This window comes from Streptomyces sp. WAC06614 (assembly GCF_003949795.1).
Lineage (GTDB): Bacteria > Actinomycetota > Actinomycetes > Streptomycetales > Streptomycetaceae > Streptomyces.
The window spans coordinates 12743-38977 of sequence record NZ_RPRY01000032.1; the positions used below are offsets into that span (position 1 = coordinate 12743).

Annotated in this window: 25 protein-coding genes and 1 pseudogene; 15 read left to right on the top strand and 11 right to left on the bottom strand. The window is 73.2% G+C overall.

Features of this window, described 5'->3' with window-relative positions; genetic code table 11:
• Positions 1-88 precede the first annotated feature (88 nt).
• The gene (locus tag EF918_RS07135; RefSeq protein WP_185921626.1) at positions 89-1051 is read left to right on the top strand and encodes a GNAT family N-acetyltransferase; all 963 of its coding nucleotides are present in this window, start codon (positions 89-91) and stop codon (positions 1049-1051) included.
• Here EF918_RS07135 and EF918_RS07140 read toward each other — a convergent pair.
• Together EF918_RS07140 and EF918_RS38000 are read right to left on the bottom strand one after the other, a co-directional pair.
• Positions 1035-4769 carry a glycosyltransferase gene (locus EF918_RS07140; RefSeq protein WP_185921627.1) on the bottom strand — a complete coding sequence of 1245 codons (3735 nt, stop codon included), beginning with the start codon at positions 4767-4769 and terminating at the stop codon, positions 1035-1037. The genes EF918_RS07135 and EF918_RS07140 overlap by 17 nt on opposite strands.
• Before the next feature lie 143 nt (positions 4770-4912).
• A pseudogene (locus EF918_RS38000) lies at positions 4913-5017 on the bottom strand (peptide-methionine (S)-S-oxide reductase); the annotation flags it as partial.
• Positions 5018-5059: 42 nt separating this feature from the next.
• On the opposite strand from EF918_RS38000, the gene EF918_RS07150 reads away from it, so the two are divergent.
• From EF918_RS07150 to EF918_RS07165, 3 genes are all read left to right on the top strand, one after another.
• Entirely contained in the window at positions 5060-6544 is a 1485-nt protein-coding gene (locus EF918_RS07150; protein ID WP_125642510.1) for a recombinase family protein, read from the top strand.
• Positions 6545-6712: 168 nt separating this feature from the next.
• Positions 6713-7126 (top strand): recombinase family protein, encoded by a 414-nt coding sequence (locus tag EF918_RS07155; protein WP_260609934.1) that lies wholly within the window; start codon positions 6713-6715, stop codon positions 7124-7126.
• Between the two features lie 352 nt (positions 7127-7478).
• Positions 7479-7964, top strand: a complete 486-nt coding sequence (locus tag EF918_RS07165) for a hypothetical protein (protein ID WP_125642516.1) — start codon at positions 7479-7481, stop codon at positions 7962-7964.
• Here EF918_RS07165 and EF918_RS07170 read toward each other — a convergent pair whose 3' ends face one another.
• From EF918_RS07170 to EF918_RS07185, 4 genes are all read right to left on the bottom strand, one after another.
• Entirely contained in the window at positions 7965-8570 is a 606-nt protein-coding gene (locus tag EF918_RS07170) for a hypothetical protein (RefSeq protein WP_260609935.1), read from the bottom strand.
• Entirely contained in the window at positions 8567-9235 is a 669-nt protein-coding gene (msrA, locus tag EF918_RS07175) for a peptide-methionine (S)-S-oxide reductase MsrA (RefSeq protein WP_125642519.1), read from the bottom strand. Before msrA ends, EF918_RS07170 begins: the two co-directional genes overlap by 4 nt.
• A gap of 19 nt (positions 9236-9254) precedes the next feature.
• Positions 9255-10955, bottom strand: coding sequence for a hypothetical protein (locus EF918_RS07180; protein WP_125642522.1), 1701 nt, complete (start codon positions 10953-10955; stop codon positions 9255-9257).
• Between the two features lie 106 nt (positions 10956-11061).
• Positions 11062-12177: a hypothetical protein gene (locus tag EF918_RS07185; protein WP_125642527.1), complete on the bottom strand. Its 1116-nt coding sequence runs from the start codon at positions 12175-12177 to the stop codon at positions 11062-11064.
• Between the two features lie 105 nt (positions 12178-12282).
• Here EF918_RS07185 and EF918_RS07190 point away from each other — a divergent pair, with 105 nt between their 5' ends.
• Positions 12283-13440: a cystathionine gamma-synthase gene (locus tag EF918_RS07190; RefSeq protein WP_125642529.1), complete on the top strand. Its 1158-nt coding sequence runs from the start codon at positions 12283-12285 to the stop codon at positions 13438-13440.
• 225 nt (positions 13441-13665) lie between these two features.
• Here EF918_RS07190 and EF918_RS07195 read toward each other — a convergent pair whose 3' ends face one another.
• The 3 genes from EF918_RS07195 to EF918_RS07205 all read right to left on the bottom strand — a co-directional run bounded on the left by EF918_RS07195 (position 13666) and on the right by EF918_RS07205 (position 14973).
• A complete protein-coding gene (locus EF918_RS07195) occupies positions 13666-13929 on the bottom strand; it encodes a hypothetical protein (protein WP_125642531.1) in 264 nt (87 codons plus the stop codon).
• Complete coding sequence (locus EF918_RS07200; RefSeq protein ID WP_125642534.1) at positions 13926-14360, bottom strand: sigma factor-like helix-turn-helix DNA-binding protein; 435 nt, start codon at positions 14358-14360, stop codon at positions 13926-13928. The genes EF918_RS07195 and EF918_RS07200 overlap by 4 nt, the downstream gene beginning before the upstream one ends.
• Positions 14361-14484: 124 nt before the next feature.
• Positions 14485-14973, bottom strand: coding sequence for a MarR family winged helix-turn-helix transcriptional regulator (locus EF918_RS07205; RefSeq protein ID WP_125642536.1), 489 nt, complete (start codon positions 14971-14973; stop codon positions 14485-14487).
• Positions 14974-15164: 191 nt separating this feature from the next.
• Between EF918_RS07205 and ilvA the strand changes: the two genes are divergently transcribed.
• From ilvA to EF918_RS07220, 3 genes are all read left to right on the top strand, one after another.
• On the top strand, positions 15165-16397 hold the full coding sequence (ilvA, locus tag EF918_RS07210; protein ID WP_125642539.1) for a threonine ammonia-lyase: 1233 nt from the start codon (positions 15165-15167) through the stop codon (positions 16395-16397).
• A gap of 140 nt (positions 16398-16537) precedes the next feature.
• Entirely contained in the window at positions 16538-17500 is a 963-nt protein-coding gene (locus EF918_RS07215) for an ATP-binding cassette domain-containing protein (RefSeq protein WP_125642542.1), read from the top strand.
• On the top strand, positions 17497-18369 hold the full coding sequence (locus EF918_RS07220) for an ABC transporter permease (RefSeq protein WP_125642545.1): 873 nt from the start codon (positions 17497-17499) through the stop codon (positions 18367-18369). The genes EF918_RS07215 and EF918_RS07220 overlap by 4 nt, the downstream gene beginning before the upstream one ends.
• A gap of 133 nt (positions 18370-18502) precedes the next feature.
• Here EF918_RS07220 and greA read toward each other — a convergent pair whose 3' ends face one another.
• Together greA and EF918_RS07230 are read right to left on the bottom strand one after the other, a co-directional pair.
• Complete coding sequence (gene greA, locus EF918_RS07225) at positions 18503-19000, bottom strand: transcription elongation factor GreA (protein ID WP_125642552.1); 498 nt, start codon at positions 18998-19000, stop codon at positions 18503-18505.
• Positions 19001-19147: 147 nt separating this feature from the next.
• Positions 19148-19567, bottom strand: a complete 420-nt coding sequence (locus EF918_RS07230; RefSeq protein ID WP_125642555.1) for a DUF4307 domain-containing protein — start codon at positions 19565-19567, stop codon at positions 19148-19150.
• Positions 19568-19685: 118 nt separating this feature from the next.
• Here EF918_RS07230 and mca point away from each other — a divergent pair, with 118 nt between their 5' ends.
• The 7 genes from mca (at position 19686) to EF918_RS07265 (ending at position 26069) form a co-directional block, all read left to right on the top strand.
• Positions 19686-20567, top strand: a complete 882-nt coding sequence (mca, locus tag EF918_RS07235; protein ID WP_125642558.1) for a mycothiol conjugate amidase Mca — start codon at positions 19686-19688, stop codon at positions 20565-20567.
• Between the two features lie 2 nt (positions 20568-20569).
• Positions 20570-20803 (top strand): hypothetical protein, encoded by a 234-nt coding sequence (locus tag EF918_RS07240; protein ID WP_125642561.1) that lies wholly within the window; start codon positions 20570-20572, stop codon positions 20801-20803.
• A 154-nt stretch (positions 20804-20957) separates the two neighbouring features.
• On the top strand, positions 20958-21221 hold the full coding sequence (locus tag EF918_RS07245; protein WP_125642564.1) for a hypothetical protein: 264 nt from the start codon (positions 20958-20960) through the stop codon (positions 21219-21221).
• An 89-nt stretch (positions 21222-21310) separates the two neighbouring features.
• Positions 21311-21724 (top strand): hypothetical protein, encoded by a 414-nt coding sequence (locus tag EF918_RS07250; protein WP_125642567.1) that lies wholly within the window; start codon positions 21311-21313, stop codon positions 21722-21724.
• A gap of 23 nt (positions 21725-21747) precedes the next feature.
• Positions 21748-23154, top strand: coding sequence for a hypothetical protein (locus EF918_RS07255; protein WP_185921628.1), 1407 nt, complete (start codon positions 21748-21750; stop codon positions 23152-23154).
• A 143-nt stretch (positions 23155-23297) separates the two neighbouring features.
• On the top strand, positions 23298-23663 hold the full coding sequence (locus EF918_RS07260; protein WP_260609937.1) for a hypothetical protein: 366 nt from the start codon (positions 23298-23300) through the stop codon (positions 23661-23663).
• Between the two features lie 324 nt (positions 23664-23987).
• Positions 23988-26069 carry a thioredoxin domain-containing protein gene (locus EF918_RS07265; protein ID WP_125642573.1) on the top strand — a complete coding sequence of 694 codons (2082 nt, stop codon included), beginning with the start codon at positions 23988-23990 and terminating at the stop codon, positions 26067-26069.
• The last annotated feature ends 166 nt before the right edge of the window (positions 26070-26235 follow it).

Below are 26235 nucleotides of genomic sequence, written 5' to 3' on the forward strand. Positions count from 1 at the left end.
CCCCATGCGCACTCCGTCCGGCCCGCCCGGTCGCCCCACCGCCGAAAAGGCACGGGGCGGCCGGGCGGGCCGCACTAGTGTCCGGAGCATGGACATCACCGTGCTCCCCGCGACCCCCACCGACGCCGACGTCGACGCCTGGCGGTCCGTGCTGACCGACGCCCTGGCCACCGACCAGCCGCAGCTCCCCGCCCCCTCCCGGGTGGAGGTCGCCGGCCGGATCCAGGTCGACCCGGCCCGCGGGCGCGCCGTCCGCTGGGCCTGCCCCGACGGGGTCGCGGCCCTGCTGCTCTTCTCCGACGAGGGCAACCGGCACACCGCCTACCTCGACGTCCTCGCCGTACGGCCCGCGGCCCGCCGGCGCGGGACCGGTACCGCGCTGTGGGAGCGGGTGCGTGCCGCACTCCTCGCGGACGGCCGCACCACCGTCGGCACGATGATCGACACCGACGGACCCGGCGAGGCCTTCGCCCGCGCCCTCGGCTTCACCAACGCCCTCCCGATGGGCTGGTACGTCCAGGAGGTCCCGGCCGACCCCGGCACGGTCACCGTCCCCGACACCCCCGGCTACACCCTCGTCGCCTGGTCCGGCCTGGTCCCCGACCACCTCGCCCGGGCGCTGGCCGTCGCCCACGACGCCATGGAGGACGCGCCCGCCGGCGAACTGGAGGAACGCACCCCCGCCTGGACCCCGGAGCGACTGCGGGCCGTCCAGCAGCTCGTCCTCGACCGCGGCGGCGAACTGCTCACCGTGGCCGCTATGACCCCCGACGGCGAGGTCGCCGCCTACACCGAGCTCATGTTCCCCGACCCGGCCGCCGCCCGCGCGATCCAGTACGACACCGTCGTCGTCCCGGCCCACCGCGGGCGACGCCTCGGCCGGGCGGTCAAGCTCCGGATGCTCGCCACGGCGCGCGCCGGCCACCCCGCCCTGCGGCAGATCGCCACCACCGTGGCCGACGAGAACGCGCCCATGCTGGCCGTCAACACCGCCCTGGGCTACGTACGCGAGCGCGGGGCGGCGTACTACCAGCTCAGCCTGGAGCCGTAGCCGCCCCGGCGCCCGCGGCCGGGGCCCCGCCCGGCTCCCCGACCCCGTCCGCGTCCGGCGGCGGGGGCGGGCCGGGGACCTCGGCGAGCAGGGTACGGGCCGCACGGGCCCAGGTGATCCGCCCCGCCAGGAACGCCCGCAGCTCCGCCACCTCGCGGAACGCGCCCTCCCGGTTGCGCAGCACCCGGTCCACCGCCCGCGCCCAGCGGTCGCCGTCCTTCTCCACGTTGCCGGACATCGGCACGATGAACCGGGCCGCCGTCTCCACGTCGAGCACCTGGCGCAGCAGGTCGGCCAGCCCGCTCTCGGAGCTGACCAGCACCGGCACGCCCGCCGCGATCGCCTCCACGCCGACCAGCCCGAACCCCTCCGCCCGGGACGGTACGAGGACCAGGCTGGCGGCGTCCAGGTCGTGCACGATGTCCTCCTGGTCGGCCGAGTACGGCCGGACCACCACCTTCAGGCCGGTCTCCGCCGCCAGCTCGGTCAGGGCCGAGTGCTGGGCGTCGGCGGTGTCCGCCGGAGCGCCGCGGACCACCAGGGTGAACGCCGGCAGACCGTCGTCCCGGAGATAGGTGGCGACCTGGCCGCAGGCCGCCGCCGCCAGGTCCAGCCCCTTGAGCCGCTCGTCCTCCGCCCGCCCGAACAGCAGTACCCGCAGCCGCCCGCCGGGCGGCGTGCGCGGCCCGGCCTCCCCCTCGGACGGGCCGGCCGGCCGGGGGTCACCCGGACCGGGGTCGAAGCCGGGGTCCACCCGCAGCGGCTCGGGTACGCCGGCGAACTCGGGCAGGAACAGCTCGTGCAGCCGCGGCCCCACGGCCACCGCCCGGTGGGCGCTGCGGCCCAGCGCCCGCTCCAGCCCGGTGCGTTCGGCGGCCCGCGCCGCCGCGCCCCGCTCCCGGTCGGGCTTGTACCACTCGATCTCGTCCGGGGCCATGTGCACGAAGTGCAGCCGGCGGGCCCTGGGGAAGAAGTCCTCGGCCAGGCGGCGCGCGGCCGGCCCGGTGATCCGGCTGTGCCCCACCACCAGGTCCACCACCGTGCCCGCCGGCAGCAGCTGCGGCCGCGCGCTCAGCCGCATGGCGTCCGACTCGCCGGGCCGGCGCGGCGCCGGGAGCAGCGTCACCCCGACCGCGCGGGCCGCCGCGGCCTCCTCGGCGGAGGCGGCCAGCACCACGCAGTACACCTGGGCGCCGGCGGCGGCCAGGGCGGCGCACAGGTTGCGGTTGAAGGTGCTCAGGCCGCCGTGGGCGGAGGACCATTCGGTGGCGACCGCCAGCACCACGGGGCTGCGGCGGGGACTGCCGTCCCCGGGCCCCTGGCCGTCCCCGGGCGCCCCGCCGCCCGCGGGCACGCCGCCGTCACCGGTGGGTGGCGGCTGCGCCGTTGCGCCGTGGGGGCCGGAGCCGTCGTGCGGCTGCGGGTCGTACGGGGCCGGGCGCGCAGTTCCCCGCGCCCCTGAGGAGGCGGTGCTCCGGTCGGAGGCGGCCGGCCCTGCGGGGGCGCTGCGGTCGGAGGCGGGCGCTGAGGGGGCGGAGGTGGCCGGCCCTGCGGGAGTGCTGGGGGTCAGGACGGTGCGGGCGCGGTGGATCGCGGCGACCACGTCCACGTGTTGTTCCTCGCGCAGGGCCGGGACGGCCTCCGGCGCGTCCGGGTCCGGGAGGTGCAGATAGTCCACGGTGAAGCCGCCCAGTGCCTGGCCGGCCAGGGCGCTCAGGTCCTCGGCGGCCCGGGCGAGATGGTCCAGGGCCTCCGCCCGGCGGCCCGTCAGCAGGCAGGCCATCGCCAGGTTGTAGCGGCTCAGCGCCCGCTCCTTGGGGTCCTGGCCGGCCAGGTCCACCGCCCGCCCGGCCCACTCCAGGGCCTCGTACGCACCACCGGTGGCCAGGCACACGTACGCCAGGTCGTTGGCCTGCTCCCAGCCCGGCGCCAGCTCGAAGGACTCCCTCAGGTGGCCGCGGGCCGCCGGGACGTCCCCGGCGTCGTACGCGGCGTACCCGGCCTGGAGGTGGTTGGCGGCCAGCTCGGCCCGCAGCGGCCCGGTGGCCCACCGGAACCACTCCGTCGCCGGCCAGATGTCCGCCAGCGGGATCCGCACCCGCTCCGCGGTCAGCTCGCCGCCGAGCCCGGCGATCCGCTCGGCCGCCGCCTGGAAGGCGGTGCCGAGCCGGGCCCCTTCGTGGTCGGCCGCGTAGAGCCAGCGCTGCACGCTGTGCGCGCCGAACGAGCAGGTCACGGCGATCAGGTCCAGCGCCCGCGGCTGCCCCGCCGACAGGATCGCCGCGTGCAGGAAGTTGATGTGCGGGGCGGCGTCCGGCCCCTGGAGCCACTGTTCGCGCAACGCCCGCACCGCCGCGTCGACATGGCCGCGGTCCACCCCGTGGCAGCAGGTCGGGAAGATCCGCAGCGGCGGGGTCGCCAGCTCCTCCAGCAACGCCAGCAGCCGGTTGACCAGCAGCGCCCGGGCCGTGCCCCGGCCCGCGAGCTGGGGGTGGGCGCCGTCCCCGAGCCGGCCCACCGTCCACAGCCGTACGTACATCTCGTCGAACAGCTCGGTCTCCACCGCGAACCGGACGACGTCCCCCTGCGCGAGCACCCCCGCCGCCACCAGGTCCGCCCGGCACCGGTCGTACCGCTCCCGGGTGATCTCGGGCTCGGCGGTCATGCAGTACGCGAACCAGGCCTCGTCGGCGGTGGCGTGGCCGAGCGCGGAGGCCAGCACGTTGAACGCGATCAGCTCGGTGCGCTCCATCGCGCGCACCGCGCGGATCAGCGGCCGGTCCAGGTCCCGGCCGGACTCCAGCCGGGTCCGGATCCCGTCGAGCACGTCGGAGGTGAGCAGCATGCCCGGTGCCTCGCCGCGCTGCCAGCGGGCGAACATCTCGTGGCAGTAGAGCTGGATCTCGTACGGATTGCCGTCGGTGAGGTACATCAGCGCGGCCACCGCGCCGTTCTCGTCGATGTCGTCCACGCCGAGCGCGTACAGCGGCCGCAGCACGCAGTTGCGCACGTCCTCGACCTCGACGAACCGCTTGACCTCGATCTCCTTGAACTGCCGCAGCAGCGGCGAGTGCACCTCGGTGATCCGCCCGATCAGCTCCGAGGTCCCCGCCAGCACCAGCACCAGCCCGTCCACCCGGGACATCAGGAACCGCAGCACGGACAGCACCCGCACGTCCCCCGCCACCAGCTGCGCCTCGTCCACCAGCAGCACCAGCGGCCGTCCGAGCAGCCGGACGAACGTCGCCAGGTCGGCGCGCAGCGCCGCCTGCGAGACCTCGTCCCCGAACAGGGCGACCGCCTCGGGGAACTCCAGCAGCGCCCCCGGCCCGGCCTGTGCCGCCCCGGCCATCACCCGCCGCACCTCGGCCACGTCCACCGGCACGCCGGCCGCGGCCACCGCCACGACCAGCTCCTCGTACAGCTTGCGGAAGAACACCCCGGGCGCGCCGTCCCCGTCGACCAGCTCCAGCCGCACGGGCACGAACCCGCGCTCCCGGGCCAGCCACTCGGTGGCGTTCAACAGGCTGGTCTTGCCCGCCATCCGCTGCCCGTGCAGCACCACGCAGACCGACGGCCGGCCGACGGCGGCCTGGTCGAGCTCGTAGCGGATGCCCGCCACCTCGTCGCCGCGCCCGGCGAACACGGCGGCGTCCCGTACGGGATTGCGGTAGTCGTACGGATTACGTAATGCGGAGATGTCCACAGGCCCCCTCACGTCGGCCCGATGGTACGGCGTAGCCGGACAGTTCACCGCGCCAGGACCTCGCCGGGAACACCGGACCGCATGCGGCGATCGCCACCGCATGCGGTCCGGACGGGCCCGCGCCGCCCCCGACGGGCCGCGGCCCGACTCCCCGACTACCCGTCGGCCCTGGCCACCCCGATCGGACACGAGACCCCGGTCCCCCCGATGCCGCAGTACCCGGCGGGGTTCTTGTCGAGGTACTGCTGGTGGTACCACTTCTCTTTGCGTAGAATTAGTGACTCTTCGTAAAGGGGTGGGAAGTGAGCGAAGCGGCACCGGTGATCCCGGTTGTCTCGTACGCGCGTATCTCCGCCGACACGGCCAGGGACGGCCACGGCGTCGAGGACCAGCACAAGGTGAACGGCGAGACTGCGGCCCGTCTCGGCTGGACGATCGTGCACCGCTACACCGACAACGACCTGTCGGCAGCGAAGGCGGCGGTGGTGCGCCCGGACTTCGAGGTCATGGTGAAGGCGCTCAAGTCAGGGCACATGCCGGACGGGCAGCCCGTACGCGGCGTCATCGTCGTCGCCGACGACCGGCTCACTCGCAGAGCCGGAGACTACGAGCGGTTCGTGGACGCGCTCACGTACGAGGAAGGGCGCGTCTACGCCGACGCCAAGGGGTCGAAGAACCTCTACAGCGAGGACGTGGAGTCCATGGGCCTCTTCGGCGTCGTCATCTCCAAGATGGAGGTGCGCAAGATGCAGCGGCGTGCACGCCGCTCGCACCGCGCCCGCGCCGAGCTGGGCATCCCGGTAGGAGGAAAGCGCCCCTTCGGCTGGCAGGACGACAAGCTCACGCTGGAGCCCGAGGAAGCGGCGTGGCTGGCGAAGGGCGCCCGTGAGGTGATCGCGGGCAAGTCCCTGCACTCGATCCTCCGGGAGTGGCGGGAGGCCGGCGTCCGCACGATCAACGACAAGGAGTGGGCGAGCCGTTCGCTGAAGCTCGCACTTTGGAACCCGCGGCTGTGTGGCTGGCGGAAGCACAACGGAGAGCTGGTCCGCGACGCCAACGGCGTGCCGGTGGTGGGTCGCTGGGAGCCCGTCATCACGCCGAAGGAGTGGATGGCCATCGACGCCGTCTTCTCGGCCCGCGTCGGCCCCAACCTGAAGTCCGACGGAACGGTCACGGACTACCGCACCCCGTCGTACCTGCTGACCGGAATCCTCCGATGCGGCAAGCCCGGTGGGGACGGCCAGATCTGTAACTCGCCCCTCCGTGCAACCGCGCGGCCGGATCTCTCCGGCGGCTATCTCTACCAGTGTCCCAGCAAGGAAATGGGCGGTTGCGGTGGCACGGGACGCAATGGTGCCAAGATTGACGAATTCATCACGGAGGCGGTTCTGGCGAAGCTGGAGGAACGGGCGGCCAGGACGGCGCATGCGGACGAGGAATGGACAGGGGAAGACGAACTGGACCGTTTGACGCGGAAGCAGCGCAAGCTGCTCCAGGCTTGGCAGGAGGACCAGATCTCGGATGAGTTGTTCTTCCCTGAGAACCAGAGGATGGAATCTCGGGTCAAGGAACTGCGTGCGGACCGTACGCGCCACGTTCTCAACCAGCAGCGTGCAGCCGAGGTCACCGGCGACGTACGCGAGCGCTGGACATCTGGCAGGCTGGACCTGGCGCAGAAGCGCGCCCTGATCAGGGAGGCACTGCACGCGGTGATCGTCCTGCCGGTGGGCGGCGGAGGCCGACGCCCCTTCAACCCTGACCTGCTGGTCCCGAAGTGGCGCGACTGACAGTGAGCTAAAACGGAAAGGGGCACGGCCATCCGGCTGGAGCCCCTTCGTTCGTCTTTCGGGTCTGGACTACCGCTGCTCGCGCGTGGCCTTGATCGAGTTCTGATGCTCGAACTCCAAGTGTGCGGTGCCCCTGCCGGTAGCCCTTGCCGTACGACGACGGGCAAGGTGGCGGCGAACTACCACACGGGCCGCTTCGCACTGGTGCCGTCGCTCAAGGCGGAACTGACCGTGAAGACTCCGGCCGACCGCAACCCCGGTAAGGCATGGACAAAGGGTGCTCCTGTCACACAGGTGCCCGATGCGACACCGGGCGCAGCGATCCGACTGGGCTACGCCCGTTGCTCAACCGTTGGACAGGAACTTCAGTCCCAGTTGGACATGCTTGCCCGTGCCGACTGCACCCGCGTCTTCTCGGAGAAGATCAGTACCCGTGTGAAGGAGCGGCCGGAACTGGAGAAGGCGCTCACGCTGGCGCGGGAGATCAAGGCAGCCGCACCGAATCAGCCGGTCATCCTGACCGTGGTCGAGATGAAGCGTCTTGCCCGTAGTGCGGCAGAGCTGATGACGCTGTACTGCTGAGCACGGAAGTACTCCTCCAGCACCGCGGCCGGGACCACGACGGCGGTCTCACCCTCGGGCAGGTCGAGCTGCGCCAGCCGCTCGGGGTCAGTGATGACGTAGCCCTGCACTACATAGTCCTTGGCGTCCTCAGTACCCCACAGCGTCGGGCACGTTCCATTCCTGCACTCCGGGTCACCGGACAGCTTCCGCAGCATCCTCGCCCCCACATGTCGGCGTACGCCTGTCGTGTTCGATGCTCCCGAGCCGGTTGTGGTGGGGTCAAGCGCTGATCCTTTCCAGAACAGGAAAGCAGCCCTCTTGGTTGGAATCGAGGATGCGTTGGGACGTACGCGGCGGCTACAACGGCAGCATGACCGTCTTCCTGTGTGCCAAGTGCGGCGGCAGTCTTACGCCAGGCCTGACGCCGCTGCCTGCCGTTCCCTCAGCGCCCGACGACGAAGAACGGGACAAGAAGAGTCGGCGGGCACCGGCCACGTTGCCGCAGGGGCATTACGCGATCGAGACCGAACCATGGGGTGCCCCGTACGTGCCGCATCCGGACCAGGAGGAGGGCGGGCCTGCGCAGCCGCGTGGGACCTGGCGGATTGGCGAAGGGGTGGCAATGATCTCTGCTGGGCCGCGCGACAACATCGTGATCCACCCCGAGGACGCGCCCGATCTCCAGCCGCTGCCGAACTGGGAAAACAGCCTCGGATGCTGCGGACCGTCCGGCGACAGCGGACTCAACCGCGCCTGTCTCTGTGGCGCCCGAGTGGCCACGCTCGCCGCAGACTGCTGGGGCCCGTACGAGCTCCATCTAGACGCGAAGAGGGTCTACGGCTGCGGCCCGTCCTGATCAGTAGCCCGAGGGGTGTGTGGACAGCCAGGCGGAGTGGCGGTTGCGCAGGCGGTCCCGTTCCTCGGGGGTGGGGAGGATAACGTCCGCGCCGCCGTCGTACGGATGGTGGATACGTGTGAGCTCGGTGTCCGTCACGAAGATGCCGGGCAGGGTGTCGTCCGCGACGGCGCGGAGGAGCGGGTCCAGGCAGCCGCGTTGCCAGGGGCGGCGGTCGGCGTAGAAGTACCAGCGGGTGTGGAAGTCCGGATCCGGATCGTCGGTGTCGTCCAGGGTGGTCCACAGTGTGCCCTCCGGGTGGAGGGCAGCGCGGTGGGCCGACCAGTCCGTCGGCTCGGACGGATCGGCCCAGTCGGTGGTCACCACGTACGCCTCGCCGTCCGAGAAGAGGTCGTCGAGGACCGTGTTGTACCGGTCGAGGAGGACCTCGTACTCGGCCTCATCCTCCGCGTAGCGTTTCGACTCCGGCAGGCTGTGGAAGCGCACCCAGCGGTCCCCGTAGACCGTCTTCAGCTCCCACGGCAGCATCGGACCGGCAGGCCTGTGGGCCTGCCAGAGCCGGGTCAGCCGCTCGTGCGCCGGGTCGGGGAGAGGGGTGTCGTTCACTCCCCAGGAGCCTCGGCGATGCCGATCGGGCAGGCCACGCCCGTCCCGCCGATGCCGCAGTAGCCGTTAATGTTGCGGTCGAGGTACTGCTGGTGGTACGCCTCCGCAGGCCAGAACGGGCGGTCGGTGGCGGGCAGGACGGACGTGGTGATGCGGCCGTGGCCCGCGGAGGTCAGGACGCGCTGGTAGGCCTCGCGGGAGGCCTCGGCCGTCGTCTGCTGGGCGGGGGAGTGGGTGTAGACGGCCGAGCGGTACTGGGTGCCGACGTCGTTGCCCTGGCGGAAGCCCTGGGTCGGGTCGTGGGCCTCCCAGAAGACCTTCAGCAGGGCCTCGTACGAGACCTGCGCGGGGTCGTAGACGACGCGGACGACCTCGGTGTGGCCGGTGCCGCCCGAGCACACCTCCTCGTAGGTGGGGTTCTCGGTGAAGCCGCCCTGGTAGCCGACCAGCGTGGTCCACACGCCGGGGGTCTGCCAGAACTTGCGCTCCGCGCCCCAGAAGCAGCCGAGGCCGAAGTCGGCGACCTCCAGCCCCTCCGGGTACGGGCCGGCCAGCGGGTTGCCGAGGACCGTGTGGCGCTCCGGGAGCTCGAACAGCGGGGTCGCACGGCCGGGCAGGGCCTCCTCGCGGGTGGGCAGCTCGGGCGTGCGGCGGTACGTGAACATGTGGCCTCCTCGGTAGGTGTCAACCGAGCCGGGGCGACGGGGATTCCCGCGTGGCGAGGAGGCCGCGCAGCGGGCCGGTGTCCGGTGCGGCGGCCACCGCCGCGTCCAGGGCGGCCGCCAGGTGCCGGGCGTGGTCCGGGTGCGGGTGGCGTACGGCCGCGGGGGCGGACCAGGACAGCTCCCAGCGGCTGACCCCGCGCGCCACCAGCTCGGCGGTGACCAGCCGGTCCAGGGCCTGGCGGACCACCGCCGGGGCGTCCGCGTCCGGCCCGTCCGCCGGGGCGCCCACGTGGGGGCGCAGGTGCGCGGCCAGGTCGGGGAGGGCCGCCGTGCCCTCGGTGTCGAGGGCGGCCAGGAGGCCGGGCAGGCCCTCGGGGCCGTCGGGGCGGGCCTCGCCGACGGCCCCGGCGAGGTACGCGCAGGCGCGGTCGTGGAGGGCGGCCATGCTGCGGTGGACGAAGTCCGGCCAGTCCGCGGCCCGCTCGTGGTGGGCGAGGTGGCCGGGGAGGCACTCCCGCTCCAGGGCGAGGAGCGTCTCCCGGGGCGCGGCCAGCAGCCCGACGGCGGGGCTGCCGGTCACCGTGGGGCCGGTCGCCCCGACGGCGGGGCTGCCGGTCACCGTGGGGCCGGTCGCCGCCGAGCCGTCTGCCGCCGCCGGGCCGGCCGCCGCCGCCGGGCCGGTCGCCGCCGCCGGGCCGGTCGCCGCCGCCGGGCCGGTCGACGACCCTGCGACCGCCGGGAGGGCCTCGATCAGGGCCAGGCGGTCGCTCAGGGGGGCGTGGGGGTCGGTGTGCTCCAGGGGGCGGAACGGCGGGTCCGCGCGGACCCGGTCCAGTTCGTCGCGGCGCCCGGCCAGCAGCCGGGGGAGCCCGCCGAAGAACTCGCCGGGCGGCGGCAGCAGGTCGACGAGGACGCCCAGGGTGGCGTACGCGTGCAGGTAGAAGCCGTAGCCGAGGTCCAGCGCGGGCAGGTCGCGCAGGGCGGCGGAGTAGGTGTCGCGCCCGGCCACCCGGGCGGTGGCCCGGTCCAGGGCGTGCTCCTGGCGGCGCCGCGCCGGCAGGGCGGCGCGCAGGGCGAAGGCGGCGTAGCGGCCGTAGCCGGCGCGGACCCGGCGGCGGAACGCGGCGTCGGCCGGGTCGCCGAGGGACAGCTCGCGCCTGCGGACGGCCTCGGCGGCGCGCTCGTCCAGATCGGCCAGGGCCCGTTCGACCCGGGCCGCGCCCCGGACCGCCAGCCGGCCCGCGGCGGTGCCCAGCCGGGCGTGGTGGGCCAGCTCGTGCGTGACCAGGGCGCGCAGCCGGGCCTCGTCCACGGCCAGCAGCAGCGGGACGCCCAGGCGCAGGGTGCGGCCGTCGTAGGAGGTGACCGCCTCGTCGGTCAGGACCAGCGCCCCCGGGACCGGCCCGCCGATCCGGCCGGCCTGCTCCCGCACGAGGTCCCACAGCCGCGGTTCCTGCCCCGGGGTGACGGCCAGGCCGGTGGCCGGCTCCCGGTCGGCCCGGGCCGCCGGCGGCAGCGGTCGCAGCAGCAGGACGGCCTGGACGAGGACCGCGGCGGGCAGCAGGGACAGCAGCCAGATCAGGACGAGCGGCCCGTCGCCATGCAGCGGCGCGTACAGGGCGATCTCGCCCCACAGGAGCAGGCCGAGCAGGACCGGCCCGAGCAGCCAGAACCCGGCGAGGGCCGCCAGCGCCCCCAGGGCGCGCACCGATTCCACCACGTGGCCCCCAGCTCCCCCTCGTCGCACCCGCCGACGGGCACGAGTATGCGGGCCGGGGCCGTGCCCCGGCACCGCAATTCCGCCGGGCCGGGAGGCCGCCGGGAGGTCAGCCCGGGTAGCCGCGCAGGGTGGCCGGGGTGCCGCCGTTGGCCTCGTAGCCCGCCACCGCCAGGGCGCGGAAGACCGCGTAGGCCTCCGCCGGGTCGGGCTGCAGCGACCACGGCACGGCGCCGACGCAGCCGTCGACGTGCCGCAGCTGCTCCATGGCCTCGGCCCAGCGCTCGCCGCGGACCAGGAAGAACACGAGCAGGTGCCGTACGTGCGCCAGCATCGGGTCGTCCGGCCGGGCGCCGTGGACGGCGTACAGCGCGCCCTCCACGGCCCGGGTGACGACCTCGCTCCGGAAGAAGCTCTGCACCATGCTGATCTCGGGCAGGTGCTCGTACACCGCGAACAGCGGCAGCGCCGCCAACAGCGAACCCTTGGGGGCGCGCGCCGCTGCCGCGTGCGCGAAGGCGTACGCCTGCTCGCGCGAGCCGTGCCACTTCTCGCACCAGTAGTTCAGCGCCGCCAGGTGCGCCCCCATGTGCTCGGGCGCCCGGTCCATGACCTTGGCCCACAGGGCGTCGAACTCGGCCTCGGAGTAGCCCAGTCCGCGCGCGACGGCCAGCTCGACGATGTACGGGACGGGGTCGCCCGGCGCCAGCAGCGCGGCCTGCGCGCAGGCGGTACGGGCCTCCTCCAGGATGATCCGGTGGTCGTCGGAGCCGACCCCGCCGGAGCTGCGCCACGCCTGCTGCACCAGCAGCTCGGCGTGCACCTGGGCGCCGCCCGCGTCCTTGGGCGCGTCCAGCCGCCAGGCCTTCAGCCACGCGGCGCCCGTGCCGGGGTTCTGCACCAGCTCCAGGGCGGCGGCGCCGGCGAACGCCTGCACCCGCTGCCAGCGCAGCTCACCCTCGCGCGGGGTACCGGCCAGGAGCTGGGAGGCGGCCTGCCACTGGGCGGTGCGCTGCACGTGGCCGAGGGCGTCCATCAGGTCCTGGTCCGGGCCGGGCACCCGGACGTCGAGCTGTTCCTGCCGGACGAATCCGTAGTTCTCCGGGTCGGCGGCGTCGGGGTGGTGCGGCGGGACCAGGCGCAAGGAGTCGCGCCGGCGCCGTATGACCGGGACGAGGGCACTGGCCAGCAGGCCGAGCGCGATCAGGAACCACAGAATCTCCATGCCTCAAGCGAACCAGACCGCACCGCGTTCGGGCCAACAGGGGCACCCGCCCGCCGGCCCCGTTCCAGCGGGCCGCAACCCGTCCCCGGGGCTTAGGCTCTGCCCATGAGTGACCACAGCCACGAGCTCCTGAACTTCGAGACCCGCGCGATCCACGCGGGCAACACCGCCGACCCGCTGACCGGCGCGGTCGTCCCGCCGATCTACCAGGTGTCCACGTACAAGCAGGACGGGGTGGGCGGCCTGCGCGGCGGCTACGAGTACAGCCGCAGCGCCAACCCGACCCGTACCGCCCTGGAGGAGAACCTCGCGGCGCTGGAGGGCGGCCGCCGCGGCCTCGCCTTCGCCTCCGGCCTGGCCGCCGAGGACTGCCTGCTGCGCACCCTGCTGGTGCCGGGCGACCACGTGGTCATCCCGAACGACGCCTACGGCGGCACGTTCCGGCTGTTCGCCAAGGTCGTGGCCCGCTGGGGCGTGGAGTGGTCGGTCGCCGACACCTCCGACGTCTCGGCGGTGCGCGCCGCGATGACCGACCGGACGAAGCTGATCTGGGTCGAGACCCCCTCGAACCCGCTGCTCGGCATCACCGACATCGCGGCGATCGCCGACGTGGCGCGTTCGGCGGGCGTCAAGCTGGTCGTGGACAACACCTTCGCGTCCCCCTACCTCCAGCAGCCGCTGGCGCTCGGCGCGGACATCGTCGTGCACTCGCTGACGAAGTACATGGGCGGTCACTCCGACGTGGTCGGCGGCGCGCTGGTGACGGCGGACGCCGCGCTCGGCGAGGAGCTGGCCTACCACCAGAACGCGATGGGCGCCGTGGCCGGTCCGTTCGACTCGTGGATCGTGCTGCGCGGCATCAAGACCCTGGCGGTCCGCATGGACCGGCACAGCAGCAACGCCGCCCGGGTCGCCGAGATGCTGACGAAGCACCCGAAGGTCACCAAGGTCCTCTACCCGGGCCTGCCCGACCACCCGGGCCACGAGATCGCCGCGAAGCAGATGAAGGACTTCGGCGGCATGATCTCCTTCCAGGTCGAGGGCGGCGAGGAGGCGGCCGTGGCCGTCTGCAACCGCGCGAAGCTGTTCACCCTCGGTGAGTCCCTGGGCGGCGTCGAGTCCCTGATCGAGCACCCCGGCCGCATGACCCACGCCTCGGTGGCGGGCTCCCTCCTGGAGGTCCCCGGCGACCTGGTCCGCCTCTCGGTGGGCATCGAGAACGTCGACGACCTGCTGGCCGACCTCACCCAGGCCCTGGGCTGACCCCGGAACCGAACGAGGCGGGGGCGCAGGGTGGGGGTCTCCGGGACGTGCAGCGTGATGTGCGGCGTCGACTCCTGCACAGGGTGCGGGAGCAGATGGGCCCGCCGTACATCATGCAGTCCCGGACACCCCCGCCCGAAGCCCCCGCCGAAGCCCTGCCGACAGGTCCGGCCGGCCAGGCCGAGAAGCCCGGCCGAGCAGGGGCTCCGTAGGGGCGGCTGGCCGCTACCACCCCTCCAGCGGTGGCGCCACCGAACTGGACGGCGTGGCCCACGGCTGCACCAGCACGGCCCACACCGTGAACGCCACCGCCGCCGCGAGCAGCACCGCCCACCCCAGCCGCTGCACGGCCCGCCGCCGCCGGAGCAGCCGCACGCCCCGGGCCGCCGCGCCGGAGGCGAGATCGGCCGGTACCGCCGGATGCGGCCGGCCCTCCAGCAGCCGCCGGATCTCCTCCTCGCGGTCCCGCGGGCCCCCGGCGGCCGTCACGCCGCCGCCCGGTGCGCCCGCAGCGCGGCCGTGGCCCGGTGGTACAGCGCCCGGACCCGGTCGGGCGGCACTCCCAGCAGGGCCGCGACCTGTTCCTCGGCCACCCCCTCGTACAGCCGCAGCGCCAGCACCAGCCGTTCCTGCGGCGGCAGCACCGCCAGCACCCCGCCCCGCCCCCGGTGGTACCGCCACGCGCTGCGCGCGAAGGTGGTGCACAGCTCGGCGCGGGTGACCGCGTACGGATCGTCGCCGCGCAGCCGGCGCCAGTCGGCGTACGTCCGCGCGAGCGCGGCCGACAGCAGCCGGCGGGCGGCCACCGCGTCGTCGCGCGGTTCCGCCGTCAGCAGCGTCGCCAGGTGCAGCAGCCGTCCGGCCGCACCGGCGACGAAGGCCTCGAACTCGCCGTAGAAATCCCCGTAGCCCCGCTCCACGACGTCATGGTGCGCGCTGCGGGCCCACCCCGGTCAAGAGGCGGGAAGCCCCCGGTCCAGCGGCGGGGAGGACGCCGGTGAAGCGGCGGGCAGGACCCCGGTCCAGCGGCGGGGACGAGGCCGCTCAAGAGCTGGGCCCGACCTCCGCGACAGCGGCCATCAGCTCGGACAGGGACAGGTTGAACCGGGTCAGCAGCGCGGTGAACGACGCGCGCTCCTCCTCGGTCCACTCCTCCGTCACCCGCGCCATCAGCTCGCGCCGCGAGCAGCGCACCTCCTCCAGCCGGGCCAGCCCCCGCGGCGACAGCGCCAGGACGACGGCCCGGCCGTCCTCCGGGTGCGAGGTCCGCTTGACCAGGCCGGTGTCGACCAGCGGCGCGACCTGCCGGGTCACGGTGGAGGAGTCGATGCCCATGCCGGCCGCGAGCGCCTTGACGCCCATCGGGCCTTCCAGGTCGAGCCGGTTGAGCAGCAGATAGGCGGCGCGGTCCATCGAGTTGCGGGCCTGGCCGACGCCGCCCAGGCGGGTCTGTTCGGCCCGGCGGGCGAAGACCGCCACCTGATGCTGGAGCGCGTCGAGCAGGAGGTCGGAATTGGCCGGGTTGGAGGGCATGGCCGTGGGCTCTCTTCGCGTGGGTCCGACAGGGTTGGGGGACAGAGTACGCGGCTTGACTGCGGCCCGTACGCGTCGTTCGCGAACTGGTACGACCTGGATCCGGCCCGCCCGGAAGCCTCCGCGGGTGCCCGGAGGAGCGCGCGCGGATGGCGAGATCTCGCCCCTGCCCGGGCTGCCAGACTGGCAGCATGAACTACCGCGTGCCGCAGCCCGTCCCCCAGGTGATGCTCGACGACGTACGGGGGGCCCAGAAGATGCTCTCGGGCGTCTCCCGGGTGACGCCGATGGAGGGCAGCCGCCACCTGTCCGCCCTGGTGGGGGCGCCCGTGCACCTCAAGTGCGAGAACCTCCAGCGCACCGGTTCGTTCAAGCTGCGCGGCGCCTACGTGCGCATCGCGGGCCTGCGTCCCGAGGAGCGCGCCGCCGGGGTGGTCGCGGCCAGCGCCGGCAACCACGCGCAGGGCGTGGCCCTGGCCTCCGCGCTGCTCGGCGTGCACGCGACCGTGTTCATGCCGGTCGGGGCGCCGCTGCCGAAGGTGGCCGCGACCCGCGAGTACGGGGCCGAGGTACGGCTGCACGGGCAGGTCGTGGACGAGACGCTGGCCGCCGCCGAGGAGTACGCCGAGCGGACCGGGGCCGTGTTCATCCACCCCTTCGACCACCCCGACATCATCGCCGGTCAGGGCAGTGTGGGCCTGGAGATCCTGGAGCAGTGCCCGGAGGTGCGCACGATCCTCGTCGGCATCGGCGGCGGGGGCCTGGCGGCGGGGATCGCGGTCGCGGTCAAGGGGCTGCGGCCCGACGTACGGGTGGTGGGCGTGCAGGCCGCCGGCGCGGCGGCGTACCCGCCCTCGCTGGCGGCCGGCCACCCGCTGTCGATCGACGAGCCGGTGACGATGGCGGACGGCATCAAGGTGGGCCGGCCCGGGGACGTGCCGTTCCGGATCATCGGCGAGCTGCTCGACGAGGTGCGCACGGTCTCCGAGGACGCGCTCTCCCGCGCGCTGCTGCTGTGCCTGGAGCGGGCCAAGCTGGTGGTCGAGCCGGCCGGGTGCAGCCCGGTCGCGGCGCTGCTGAGCGAGCCGGAGGCGTACGCCGGCGGGCCGGTGGTGGCCGTGCTGTCCGGCGGGAACGTCGACCCGCTGCTGCTCCAGCGGATCCTGCGGCACGGCATGGCGGCGGCCGGACGCTACCTGTCGCTGCGGCTGCGGGTGGCCGACCGGCCGGGGGCGCTGGCCGGGCTGCTGGGGGTGCTGTCGGGGGTGGACGCGAACGTGCTGGACGTGAGCCACATCCGGACCGACCCGCGGCTGGGGCTCACCGAGGTGGAGGTCGAGCTGCACCTGGAGACCAAGGGGCGGGAGCACTGCGCGGAGGTCGCCCGGGCCCTGCACAGCGCCGGGTACAAGGTCATCGACTGAGGGCGGGAGCCGCGGCCTGGGCGGGAGCCGGGGCGGGCCGGGGCCGCGGCCGGGCATTCACCCGTTCGGCCGGGCGCGCGGGCCGCTCCGACCCTAGGATGCCGCGTAGGAAACACCGGTAACGCACTGGGAGAATCCATATGCCAGGCGCCATCTACGCCGAGGGTCTGGTGAAGACCTTCGGCGAGGTACGGGCACTGGACGGCGTGGACCTCGATGTTCCCGAGGGAACCGTCCTCGGGCTGCTCGGCCCGAACGGGGCGGGCAAGACCACGACCGTGCGCGTGCTGACCACCCTGCTCCAGCCCGACCGCGGCAAGGCCGTCGTCGCCGGGATCGACGTCCTCAAGCGCCCCAACGACGTACGCCGCTCGATCGGACTGTCCGGGCAGTTCGCGGCGGTCGACGAGTACCTCACCGGCCGCGAGAACCTCCAGATGGTCGGCCAGCTCTACCAGATGAGCGCCCGGGCGGCGAAGGCGCGCGCCGCCGAGCTGCTGGAGCGGTTCAACCTGGCCGAGGCCGCGGACCGCACCGCCAAGACGTACTCCGGCGGCATGCGGCGCCGGCTCGACCTGGCGGCGGCGCTGGTGGTGCGGCCGCCGGTGATGTTCATGGACGAGCCCACCACCGGGCTCGACCCCCGGCACCGCCAGGCCCTGTGGGACGTCATCGAGGAACTGGTGGCGGGCGGCACCACGCTGCTGCTGACCACGCAGTACCTGGAGGAGGCCGACCGGCTGGCCCACGACATCGCCGTGGTCGACCACGGCAAGGTCATCGCCCGCGGCACCTCCGACGAGCTCAAGGCCCGTACCGGCGGGGAGCGGGTGGAGGTCGTCGTGCACGACCGGGAGCACATCGCCACCGCCCGCGCGGTCCTGGCCGGCTTCGGCAAGGGCGGGGCCACGGTCGAGGAGCACACCCGCCGGATCACCGTGCCGGTGTCCGGCGGTGCCAAGCTGCTCGCCGAGGTCATCCGGGAGCTCGACGGCCGGGGCATCGAGATCGACGACATCGGTCTGCGCCGCCCGACCCTGGACGACGTCTTCATCTCGCTGACCGGTCACGCGGCCGCCCTGACGCAGGAGGAGGACGCATGACCTCGGCCCCCGTCCCCGCCACCGCCACCACCTCGGAACCGGTGGCCCCGCGTCCGCGCGGCGGTGTGGTGCAGTCGGCGCGCGACTCGCTGGTCGTGGCCAAGCGGAACCTGATCCGCATGATCCGGATCCCGGAAGTGGTGATCTTCGGGCTGATCCAGCCGGTGATGTTCGTGGTGCTCTTCAGCTACGTCTTCGGCGGTTCGATCGCCGTCGGCGGCAGCACCTCGCCGGCCGCCTACCGCGAGTTCCTGATGGCCGGCATCTTCGCGCAGACCGTCACCTTCGCCACGGCCGGTGCGGGCGCGGGCATCGCGGACGACATGCACAAGGGCCTGATCGACCGGTTCCGCTCGCTGCCCATGGCCCGGGGCGCGGTGCTGACCGGGCGCACCCTGGCCGACCTGGTGCAGACGACCCTGACCGTGATCGTGCTGGCCGTGGTCGCGCTGATCGTGGGCTGGCGCACCCACACGAGCGTGGGCGAGGTGCTGGCCGGCTTCGCCCTGCTGCTCCTGCTCGGCTACGCCTTCTCGTGGATCGGCGCGCTGATCGGCCTGTCGGTGCGCACGCCGGAGGCGGCCACCTCGGGCGGGCTGATCTGGTTGTTCCCGCTGACGTTCATCTCGAACGCGTTCGTGCCGTCCGAGAACATGCCGTCCTTCCTGCAGACCGTCGCCGAGTGGAACCCGTTCAGCGCCACCGTGCAGGCCGCGCGGGTGCTGTTCGGCAACCTTCCGCCGGGCTACCCGGTGCCCGACGCGTGGCCGATGCAGCATCCGGTGATCGCGTCGGTGGTGTGGTCGGTGCTGATCGTCGTGGTCTTCCGGACCCTCGCGGTCCGCAAGTACCGCTCGGCGACCGCCTGAGCTCCCGGCCGCCCGGCCCGCCCCGGGACGCGACGGAGCCCCGCCGGCCGTGAGGCCGGCGGGGCTCCGTCGCGTCCCGGGGGTCGCCCCCGTGCGGTGGCCCTGGTGAGGGGCCTCGCCGGGGTGTGTCCGGTCAGCCGGTGAAGGGCTTGACGTCGAGGATCTTGACCGAGGCCGTCTTGCCGTTCGGCAGCTCGTACGCGGCGTCCTCGCCGATCTTCTTGCCCATCACGCCGGCGCCCAGCGGGGACTGCGGGGAGTAGGTCTCGATGGCGTCGGACGCGTACTCGCGCGAGGCCAGCAGGAACTGCATCGTGTCGTCCGGGTCGCCGTCGAAGGCGATGGTGACGACGGTGCCGGGGGCGACGACGCCGTCGGCGCTCGGCGCGGTGCCGACCTTGGCGTTCTCCAGGAGCTGCGTCAGCTGGCGCACGCGGAGCTCCTGCTTGCCCTGCTCCTCCTTGGCGGCGTGGTACCCGCCGTTCTCCCGCAGATCACCCTCCTCACGGGCAGCAGCGATCTTCGCGGCGATCTCCGTGCGTGCGGGACCAGACAGGTACTCCAGCTCGGCCTTGAGCTGGTCGTACGCCTCCTGGGTCAGCCAGGTGACGCTGTCGCTCGTCTGGGTCACAGGTGCTCCTCGTCGGTACAGGGGACTACATGGCCGCATTCGCGGCGAAACCACGAGCCTAACAATTCGGCGAGGAAAGGGGGAGGCTCCGATCGGGTCAGGCGGGTCACCCAGGGTGACCACGGCGCCCCGCAGTACCCGTACGCCTCAGCGGCCGGCGCCGGCCCCGGCGGCCTGGCAGCCGACCAGCTCGACACTGGTGGCCCGGGCCTTGGTCCTCAGGACCACGATCTCGTCGATCCGCCCGGACTTCTGGTCGAAGGTGAAGTCGGCGCGGCCGACCTCGTCGTGCCCGCGGTCCTGGGAGCGCAGCGTGCACACCCCGGTGACCCCGGCCTCCTTGCGGACCTCCAGGTGGACCTGCACCTCGGTGTCGGAGGCCACCTCGAACTTGATCACCTCGGCGCTGACGGTCTGCCCGCCCACGTAGTCCCAGCCGATCCAGCCGACCAGGCCCAGCAGGCCGACGCCCAGCACCGAGCCGACGATCTTGAGCTTGCGGTCGGCCCGTTCGTCGGCCGAGCGTCCGTAGCGGCCTTCGGGGAGGCCCTGGCGCACCGCGCTCATGATCGTTCCTTTCTCCGGGCGGGTCCGCCGGACGGGACCGGCACCCGAGGAATTTTCCGTCCCCCGATTCGGTCACTATAGAAGCCGCCACTCGCGCCGAATCACAGAGGATCCTGTCTTGACCGAGCAGCTTCGACTGATGGCCGTACACGCCCACCCCGACGACGAGTCCAGCAAGGGCGCCGCCACGATGGCCAAGTACGTCTCCGAGGGCGTGCCGGTACTGGTGGTGACCTGCACCGGCGGTGAGCGCGGCTCGATCCTCAACCCCAAGCTCCAGGGCGACAAGTACATCGAGGACAACATCCACGAGGTCCGCGCCAAGGAGATGGAGGAGGCCCGGCAGATCCTCGGCGTCGAGCAGGAATGGCTCGGCTACGTGGACTCCGGCCTGCCCGAGGGCGACCCGCTGCCCCCGCTGCCCGAGGGCTGTTTCGCCCTGGAGGACGTGGACGAGGCCGCCGGCCGGCTGGTGCGCAAGATCCGCGCGTTCCGTCCGCAGGTGATCACCACCTACGACGAGAACGGTGGTTACCCGCACCCCGACCACATCATGACCCACAAGATCACGATGGTGGCCTTCGAGGGCGCGGCCGACACCGAGAAGTACCCCGAGGACGAGTTCGGCCCGGCCTTCCAGCCGCAGAAGCTCTACTACAACCAGGGCTTCAACAAGCCGCGCACCATCGCCCTGCACGAGGCGCTGCTGGAGCGCGGCATGGAGTCGCCGTACGGGGAGTGGCTGGAGCGCTGGAAGGAGTTCGAGCGCAAGGAGCGGACCCTGACCACGCACATTCCGTGCGCGGAGTTCTTCGAGATCCGTGACAAGGCGCTGATCGCCCACGCCACGCAGATCGACCCGGACGGCGGCTGGTTCCGCGTCCCGATGGAGATCCAGAAGGAGGTCTGGCCGACGGAGGAGTACGAGCTGGCCAGGTCCTTCGTCGACACCTCCCTCCCCGAGTCCGACCTCTTCGCGGGCATCCGGGAGAATGCGTAGCTATGAGCGCTACGCAGGCAGCAATCACGCAGCTCCTCCCGCTGGCCGGGGACACCTTCGACAAGAACAAGGTGACCCCCGGCCTCCTCGGCTTCGTCGTCTTCGCGGCGCTCGCCGTGGGCGTGTGGATGCTGATGAAGTCGATGAGCCGCCACATGGGCCGCGTCAACTTCGAGGAGGCCCCGGAGCCCGGGACCGCGTCCCCGACCACCTCGGCGGGCCCGGACAAGGCCTAGCCCCCGGCCCCGGGCCGGGGCCGGAGTGCGGGCGCCGGGGTGGTGCTCTAGCGTCGGTAGGGCGGGGGTGACCGATGTCCCGACCCGCTCCGGGCAGCCCCGCCCGGTCCGCCGTACCCGCGGACCGCGTGACCGTCCGAGAGAGGTGCTTCCCATGCGTCCGTCGGCCCGTGTCCCCAGCGCCCTCGCCGCCCTCGTCCTCGCCGCGGGCGGCGTTCTCGCAGCCGCCCCGCAGGCCTCCGCCGGCGTCCAGGACTGCCAGCAGTACCTCGCGGCGCACGCCCAGAAGGTCCCCTCCGGCGCCGCCGAGGCCTGCTACGAGGGCTCGATCGGCAACCAGACGAGCTGCACATCCACCCTCGAAGGCTCCGGCCTCCCCGCCACCACGGCCACCGCCGCCTGCCGAGCCTCCCGCTGAGGGACGGGGCCCAGGAGCCCCAGCCCCCTTTGTCGGCCCCCCTCGCTAGGGTGAGGGCGAGGAACGTCCGGATCGGCTGGGGGGCAGGGATGACGTTCGACGCGGAGTGGGCGCACATACGGGCCGAGCAGGCGAGCGTACGCCTGAACCAGCTCGACGGCGGGGGCGGCGGCGGTGCGGACCAGCCCGACCTGAAGAGTTCCCCCGAGGCCAAGAAGGCGGCCGCCGATGCCCTCCAGCAGGTGCTGGAGCCGGACACCAGGACCGCCGGGGACCATGCCGACACCGCCACCACGGCTGCGCGGACGGCCTTCAGCGGCTGGCAGACCGCCTCGGCCCTGCAGACCGTCGAGGAGACCTGGGCGGGGCAGGTGAAGATGCTGCTGGGACGCCTGGCCGGTGAGCAGACCGCTCTGCGGGGCAGCGGCCTCTCGTTCGGGGCGCAGGAGCTCAGGACACGCGACGCGTACCGGGCCCTCATCGGTGAGCAGGGCCGGCACTGATGGCGCTGAACCACCACGAGGTCATGACGACCGATTTCTCGACTCTCGGTACCGCCGCCGCGGCCTGGGACGCGATGGCCGCCGCGTTCGAGACGCTGGGGACCACCTACGAGAAGAAGGTGCAGTCCACCACGACGAGCGGCGCATGGCTGGGCCGGGCACAGCAGGTGGCCGCCCCCCATTTCGCCGTCACGCGCAACGAGTACCAGGGCGCCCAGATCCAGGCACGGGCCGTCGCGGCCCTGCTGCGCGAAGCCGAGACGCTGTTCACCGAGCTGCGCGGCAAGGTGGAGGAGGCGGTGGCGGAGGCGGTCGCCGCCGGGATGAAGGTCAGCGACGCAGGGATCGCCTCGTTCGACTTCTCCCGGGCCGACCGGGCGACGGCGAGTGCGGCCCGCCATGATCCTGACCTGCCCGAAGTGGAACGGTCCTGGACCCGGCGGCTCCAGCAGACCGTGGACGCCTTCGAGGAGGCCGACCGCGGGGTCAAGCTCGCCCTGGTGGACGCCGTCACCGACGCGAACTTCCGCGACGGCACCTTCGGCGGGTTCAACGGCAGCAAGCCGTACCCGTCGCTGAAGGAAGCGGTCAAGGCCGAGAACATGCCCAAGGACCCGGCCGCCGTCGGCGCGTGGTGGCGCAGCCTGGACCCGGTCACTCGGGGGATCCTGCTGGAGGAACGCCGCGAGGAGCTGCTGAAGGCGGGCATCCTCAGCCCCGCCTACGAGTGGGAGCAGGCCGACCCGGGGGCCGGACCCTTCGGCGTGGAGGAGCCGACGGCCCACGACGCCTACCTGCTGGCCATGGCCGAGTCCCTGATGGCCGGTGGCGACTTCGTCGGGCACACCGCTGCGTCGCGGAACCTCGCCCACTTCCTGGGGGGAACGGGCAAGCCGCTCACGCTGGACGTCGACCAGGCGCTCAGCGACGACGGCGCGCTGCGTGACGCTGTTGCGCAGGACATCGCCGAGCATCAGCAGCGGTGGAAGCGGGAGGCCCTCGAAGCCTTCGAGAAGTCGGGCGGAGCCGCTGTGTCCATCCCGGTGGAGGCCAGGGGGAGCGGCACGTTCCAGGACCGCAACTGGTTCCTGGCCGTCGGTAGTCACCAGCGTGTCGTCTCCGGCAACGTCTCGGTCGCACCGGACGCGCAAGGACAGCCGCGGATCACCATGGAGTACCAGGTCAACATCTATGACCGCTACAACTGGGACGCCGGTAAGGCGACGCCCATCGGGCCGACCACGATCACGGACGCCGACATGGCGCGGCTCCACACCGTGGGTCTCGCCCAGGAGTTCGACATGCGGGGTACCAGCTCGCTCAGACAGCACGATCTCGGGGACGCCGGCAAGCCCTCGGTGCCGCCGGGGGAGCCCGGCCGGGACGGCACCCGGCAGGACCCGTCCCGTGGCCAGGAGGAGAACCGATGAGGTGCGTCGCCCGCGGGTTCGGCGTCGTAGGGGCGGCCGTGCTGGTGCTGGCTGCCACTGCATGCAGCACGGCAGGCGACGGTGACCGGACCCGCGGGCCCGTGTGGGTGAAAGGCGCGGGCGCCGCGGAGGCTGCGGCCTTCATGCGGGTGCAGATCCCGGCCGGTGCCGGGGACGTCAGGGGCGCGGTGCAGGACGGCTTCCAGGACTCGGTGTACCTGCTCTCCTTCGCCGCCTCTGCCGCCGACACCGAGGCGTTCGTCAGCGACCTGCGCCCCGAGGGCGGGCTCCAGGCGGTCACGCCGGTCGACCCCACCTCGGCTGTGGGCGCCGAGCTCTGGACACACATCGGCCTGCCCGACCCCGCCACGCAGCCCGGGGTCCGCAAGGGGGCGGTGTGCCCGCCGTGCATCGGGGACGGGCGGCGGTCGAACGTCCAGGGGATCGACATCGGAGTCCAGGACCTCGGCGGCGGCCGGTCGCGCGTCTACCTGTGGGCCTTCTCCTGAGCCCTGCCGGTCCGGGGCTGACGCCGGGCGTGTTCGGAGTGAACTCCGCGCCGCCGGCGCGGTGTTCGTGCTGAGGTCGGCACGGCCTCGCCAGGAGTCGTGCACGGGACCTCGCCGTATCTGCTGCAGCATGCCGACACCCCGGTCGACCGGTGGTTGCCACTGGTGCCGCGGCCCTGGGCGCGATCAGGCCGCGAAGAGCGTGAGGCAGGTGCTACCGGTCGCACGGGGAAGCGGCGCGGCTTCTTCGTGGAATTCGGCCGAGTGGGGCGGGCTCGTCAGTGGTTCGCCGGTCGTGGCGGGCGCTGTGAGAGGCTGGGGCGCATGAACCGGTTGGCTGGTGTGACCTCGCCTTATCTGCTTCAGCACGCGGACAATCCGGTCGACTGGTGGCCGTGGGGACCCGAGGCGTTCGAGGAAGCGAAACGGCGCAATGTACCCGTTCTGCTGTCGGTCGGTTACTCCGCGTGCCACTGGTGCCACGTCATGGCGCACGAGTCGTTCGAGGATGACGCGGTCGGGGCCTATCTGAACGAGCACTTCGTCAGTGTCAAGGTCGACCGGGAGGAGCGGCCCGACGTCGATGCCGTGTACATGGAGGCCGTGCAGGCCGCCACCGGGCAGGGGGGATGGCCGATGACGGTGTTCCTCACGCCCGATGCCGAGCCGTTCTACTTCGGCACCTACTTCCCGCCCGAGCCGCGCCACGGCATGCCCTCCTTCCGGCAGGTCCTCGAAGGGGTCACCGCCGCCTGGACCGGGCGTCCGGACGAGGTGGCCGACGTGGCGAAGCGGATCGTGCGGGACCTGGCCGGGCGGCAGCTCGACTACGGCAAGGCGGGCCGACCCGGCGAGGAGGACATGGGGGCCGCGCTGCTCGGGCTCACCCGGGACTACGACGCCCGCCACGGCGGCTTCGGCGGGGCGCCCAAGTTCCCGCCGTCCATGGTGATCGAGTTCCTGCTGCGCCACCACGCCCGGACCGGGTCGCAGGGCGCGCTGGAGATGGCCGCCGACACCTGCGAGGCGATGGCCCGCGGCGGGATCTACGACCAGCTCGGCGGCGGCTTCGCCCGGTATTCCGTGGACCGGGAGTGGGTGGTGCCGCACTTCGAGAAGATGCTCTACGACAACGCCCTGCTGTGCCGGGCCTACGCCCACCTGTGGCGGATCACCGGCTCCGACCTGGCCCGGCGGGTGGCGCTGGAGACCGCCGACTTCATGGTCCGCGAGCTGCGCACGGCCGAGGGCGGCTTCGCCTCCGCCCTCGACGCCGACAGCGAGGACCCGGCGACCGGCCGGCACGTCGAGGGCGCCTACTACGCCTGGACCCCCGCCCAGCTCCGCGAGGTCCTCGGCGAGGCGGACGGGGAGCTGGCGGCGGCCTACTTCGGCGTGACCGAGGAGGGGACCTTCGAGCACGGCGCCTCCGTGCTCCAGCTCCCCCAGGACGGGCCGGTGGTGGACGCCGGGCGGATCGCCGCGATCCGGGCCCGGCTGTTCGCGGCCCGCGCCGCCCGGCCCGCGCCGGGCCGCGACGACAAGGTGGTCGCGGCATGGAACGGCCTGGCCGTCGCCGCGCTCGCCGAGTGCGGGGCGTACTTCGACCGGCCGGACCTCGTCGAGCGCGCCACCGAGGCCGCCGACCTGCTGGTACGGGTGCACCTCGACGCCTCCGCCGGCCGCGCCCGGCTCGCCCGGACCAGCAAGGACGGCACGGTCGGCGCCAACGCCGGCGTGCTGGAGGACTACGGTGACGTGGCCGAGGGCTTCCTCGCGCTGGCCTCGGTCACCGGGGAGGGCGTCTGGTTGGAGTTCGCGGGCCTGCTCACCGACCTGGTGCTGGACCGGTTCACCGCCGAGGACGGCTCCCTCTACGACACCGCGCACGACGCCGAGCAGCTGATCCGCCGCCCCCAGGACCCGACGGACAACGCCGCGCCCTCGGGGTGGACGGCGGCGGCCGGCGCGCTGCTGTCGTACGCCGCGCACACCGGCTCGCAGGCGCACCGCACGGCGGCCGAGCGGGCGCTCGGGGTGGTGCACGCCCTCGGTCCGCGCGCCCCGCGCTTCATCGGGCACGGGCTCGCGGTCGCCGAGGCGCTGATCGACGGTCCGCGCGAGGTGGCGGTCGTCGGGCACCCGGAGGATCCGGCGACGGCCGCGCTGCACCGGACGGCGTTGCTGGGGACGGCTCCTGGGGCCGTGGTGGCGGTCGGACCGGCGCCTTCCCCGGCCGGAGCAGCCGGTTCCGGCGGGTCCGCGGCGGTCGAGTTCCCCCTCCTGGCCGAGCGCACACTCGTCCACGACCGCCCGACGGCGTATGTCTGTCGACATTTCGTCTGCGCGCGGCCTACGACGGACCCGGTCGAGTTGGCGGGGCAGTTGGGTACGGTTCGCCCCTGAACGCCCCGGAGTAGCGTCAATTCCACTTGTTCGTGGAGAACTTGGAAACAAGCTTTTCACCTGACAGGCGACCAGGTTTTGTCCGCCCTGCCTAATCTCTAGTCGCTGGGAGTACCCGCGACGAGACGCTGCGCACCGGGGGGTGCCGGCGAGGGGGGAATGCGGG

Bases quoted from the DNA above. Each gene is read 5' to 3' on its own strand.
- EF918_RS07135 (WP_185921626.1), top strand. From the start codon at position 89: ATGGACATCACCGTGCTCCCCGCGACCCCCACCGACGCCGACGTCGAC.
- EF918_RS07165 (WP_125642516.1), top strand. From the start codon at position 7,479: ATGACCGTCTTCCTGTGTGCCAAGTGCGGCGGCAGTCTTACGCCAGGC.
- msrA (WP_125642519.1), bottom strand. From the start codon at position 9,235: ATGTTCACGTACCGCCGCACGCCCGAGCTGCCCACCCGCGAGGAGGCC.
- EF918_RS07185 (WP_125642527.1), bottom strand. From the start codon at position 12,177: ATGGAGATTCTGTGGTTCCTGATCGCGCTCGGCCTGCTGGCCAGTGCC.
- EF918_RS07190 (WP_125642529.1), top strand. From the start codon at position 12,283: ATGAGTGACCACAGCCACGAGCTCCTGAACTTCGAGACCCGCGCGATC.
- EF918_RS07205 (WP_125642536.1), bottom strand. From the start codon at position 14,973: ATGCCCTCCAACCCGGCCAATTCCGACCTCCTGCTCGACGCGCTCCAG.
- ilvA (WP_125642539.1), top strand. From the start codon at position 15,165: ATGAACTACCGCGTGCCGCAGCCCGTCCCCCAGGTGATGCTCGACGAC.
- EF918_RS07215 (WP_125642542.1), top strand. From the start codon at position 16,538: ATGCCAGGCGCCATCTACGCCGAGGGTCTGGTGAAGACCTTCGGCGAG.
- EF918_RS07220 (WP_125642545.1), top strand. From the start codon at position 17,497: ATGACCTCGGCCCCCGTCCCCGCCACCGCCACCACCTCGGAACCGGTG.
- EF918_RS07230 (WP_125642555.1), bottom strand. From the start codon at position 19,567: ATGAGCGCGGTGCGCCAGGGCCTCCCCGAAGGCCGCTACGGACGCTCG.
- EF918_RS07240 (WP_125642561.1), top strand. From the start codon at position 20,570: ATGAGCGCTACGCAGGCAGCAATCACGCAGCTCCTCCCGCTGGCCGGG.
- EF918_RS07245 (WP_125642564.1), top strand. From the start codon at position 20,958: ATGCGTCCGTCGGCCCGTGTCCCCAGCGCCCTCGCCGCCCTCGTCCTC.
- EF918_RS07250 (WP_125642567.1), top strand. From the start codon at position 21,311: ATGACGTTCGACGCGGAGTGGGCGCACATACGGGCCGAGCAGGCGAGC.
- EF918_RS07255 (WP_185921628.1), top strand. From the start codon at position 21,748: ATGACGACCGATTTCTCGACTCTCGGTACCGCCGCCGCGGCCTGGGAC.
- EF918_RS07260 (WP_260609937.1), top strand. From the start codon at position 23,298: ATGCGGGTGCAGATCCCGGCCGGTGCCGGGGACGTCAGGGGCGCGGTG.
- EF918_RS07265 (WP_125642573.1), top strand. From the start codon at position 23,988: ATGAACCGGTTGGCTGGTGTGACCTCGCCTTATCTGCTTCAGCACGCG.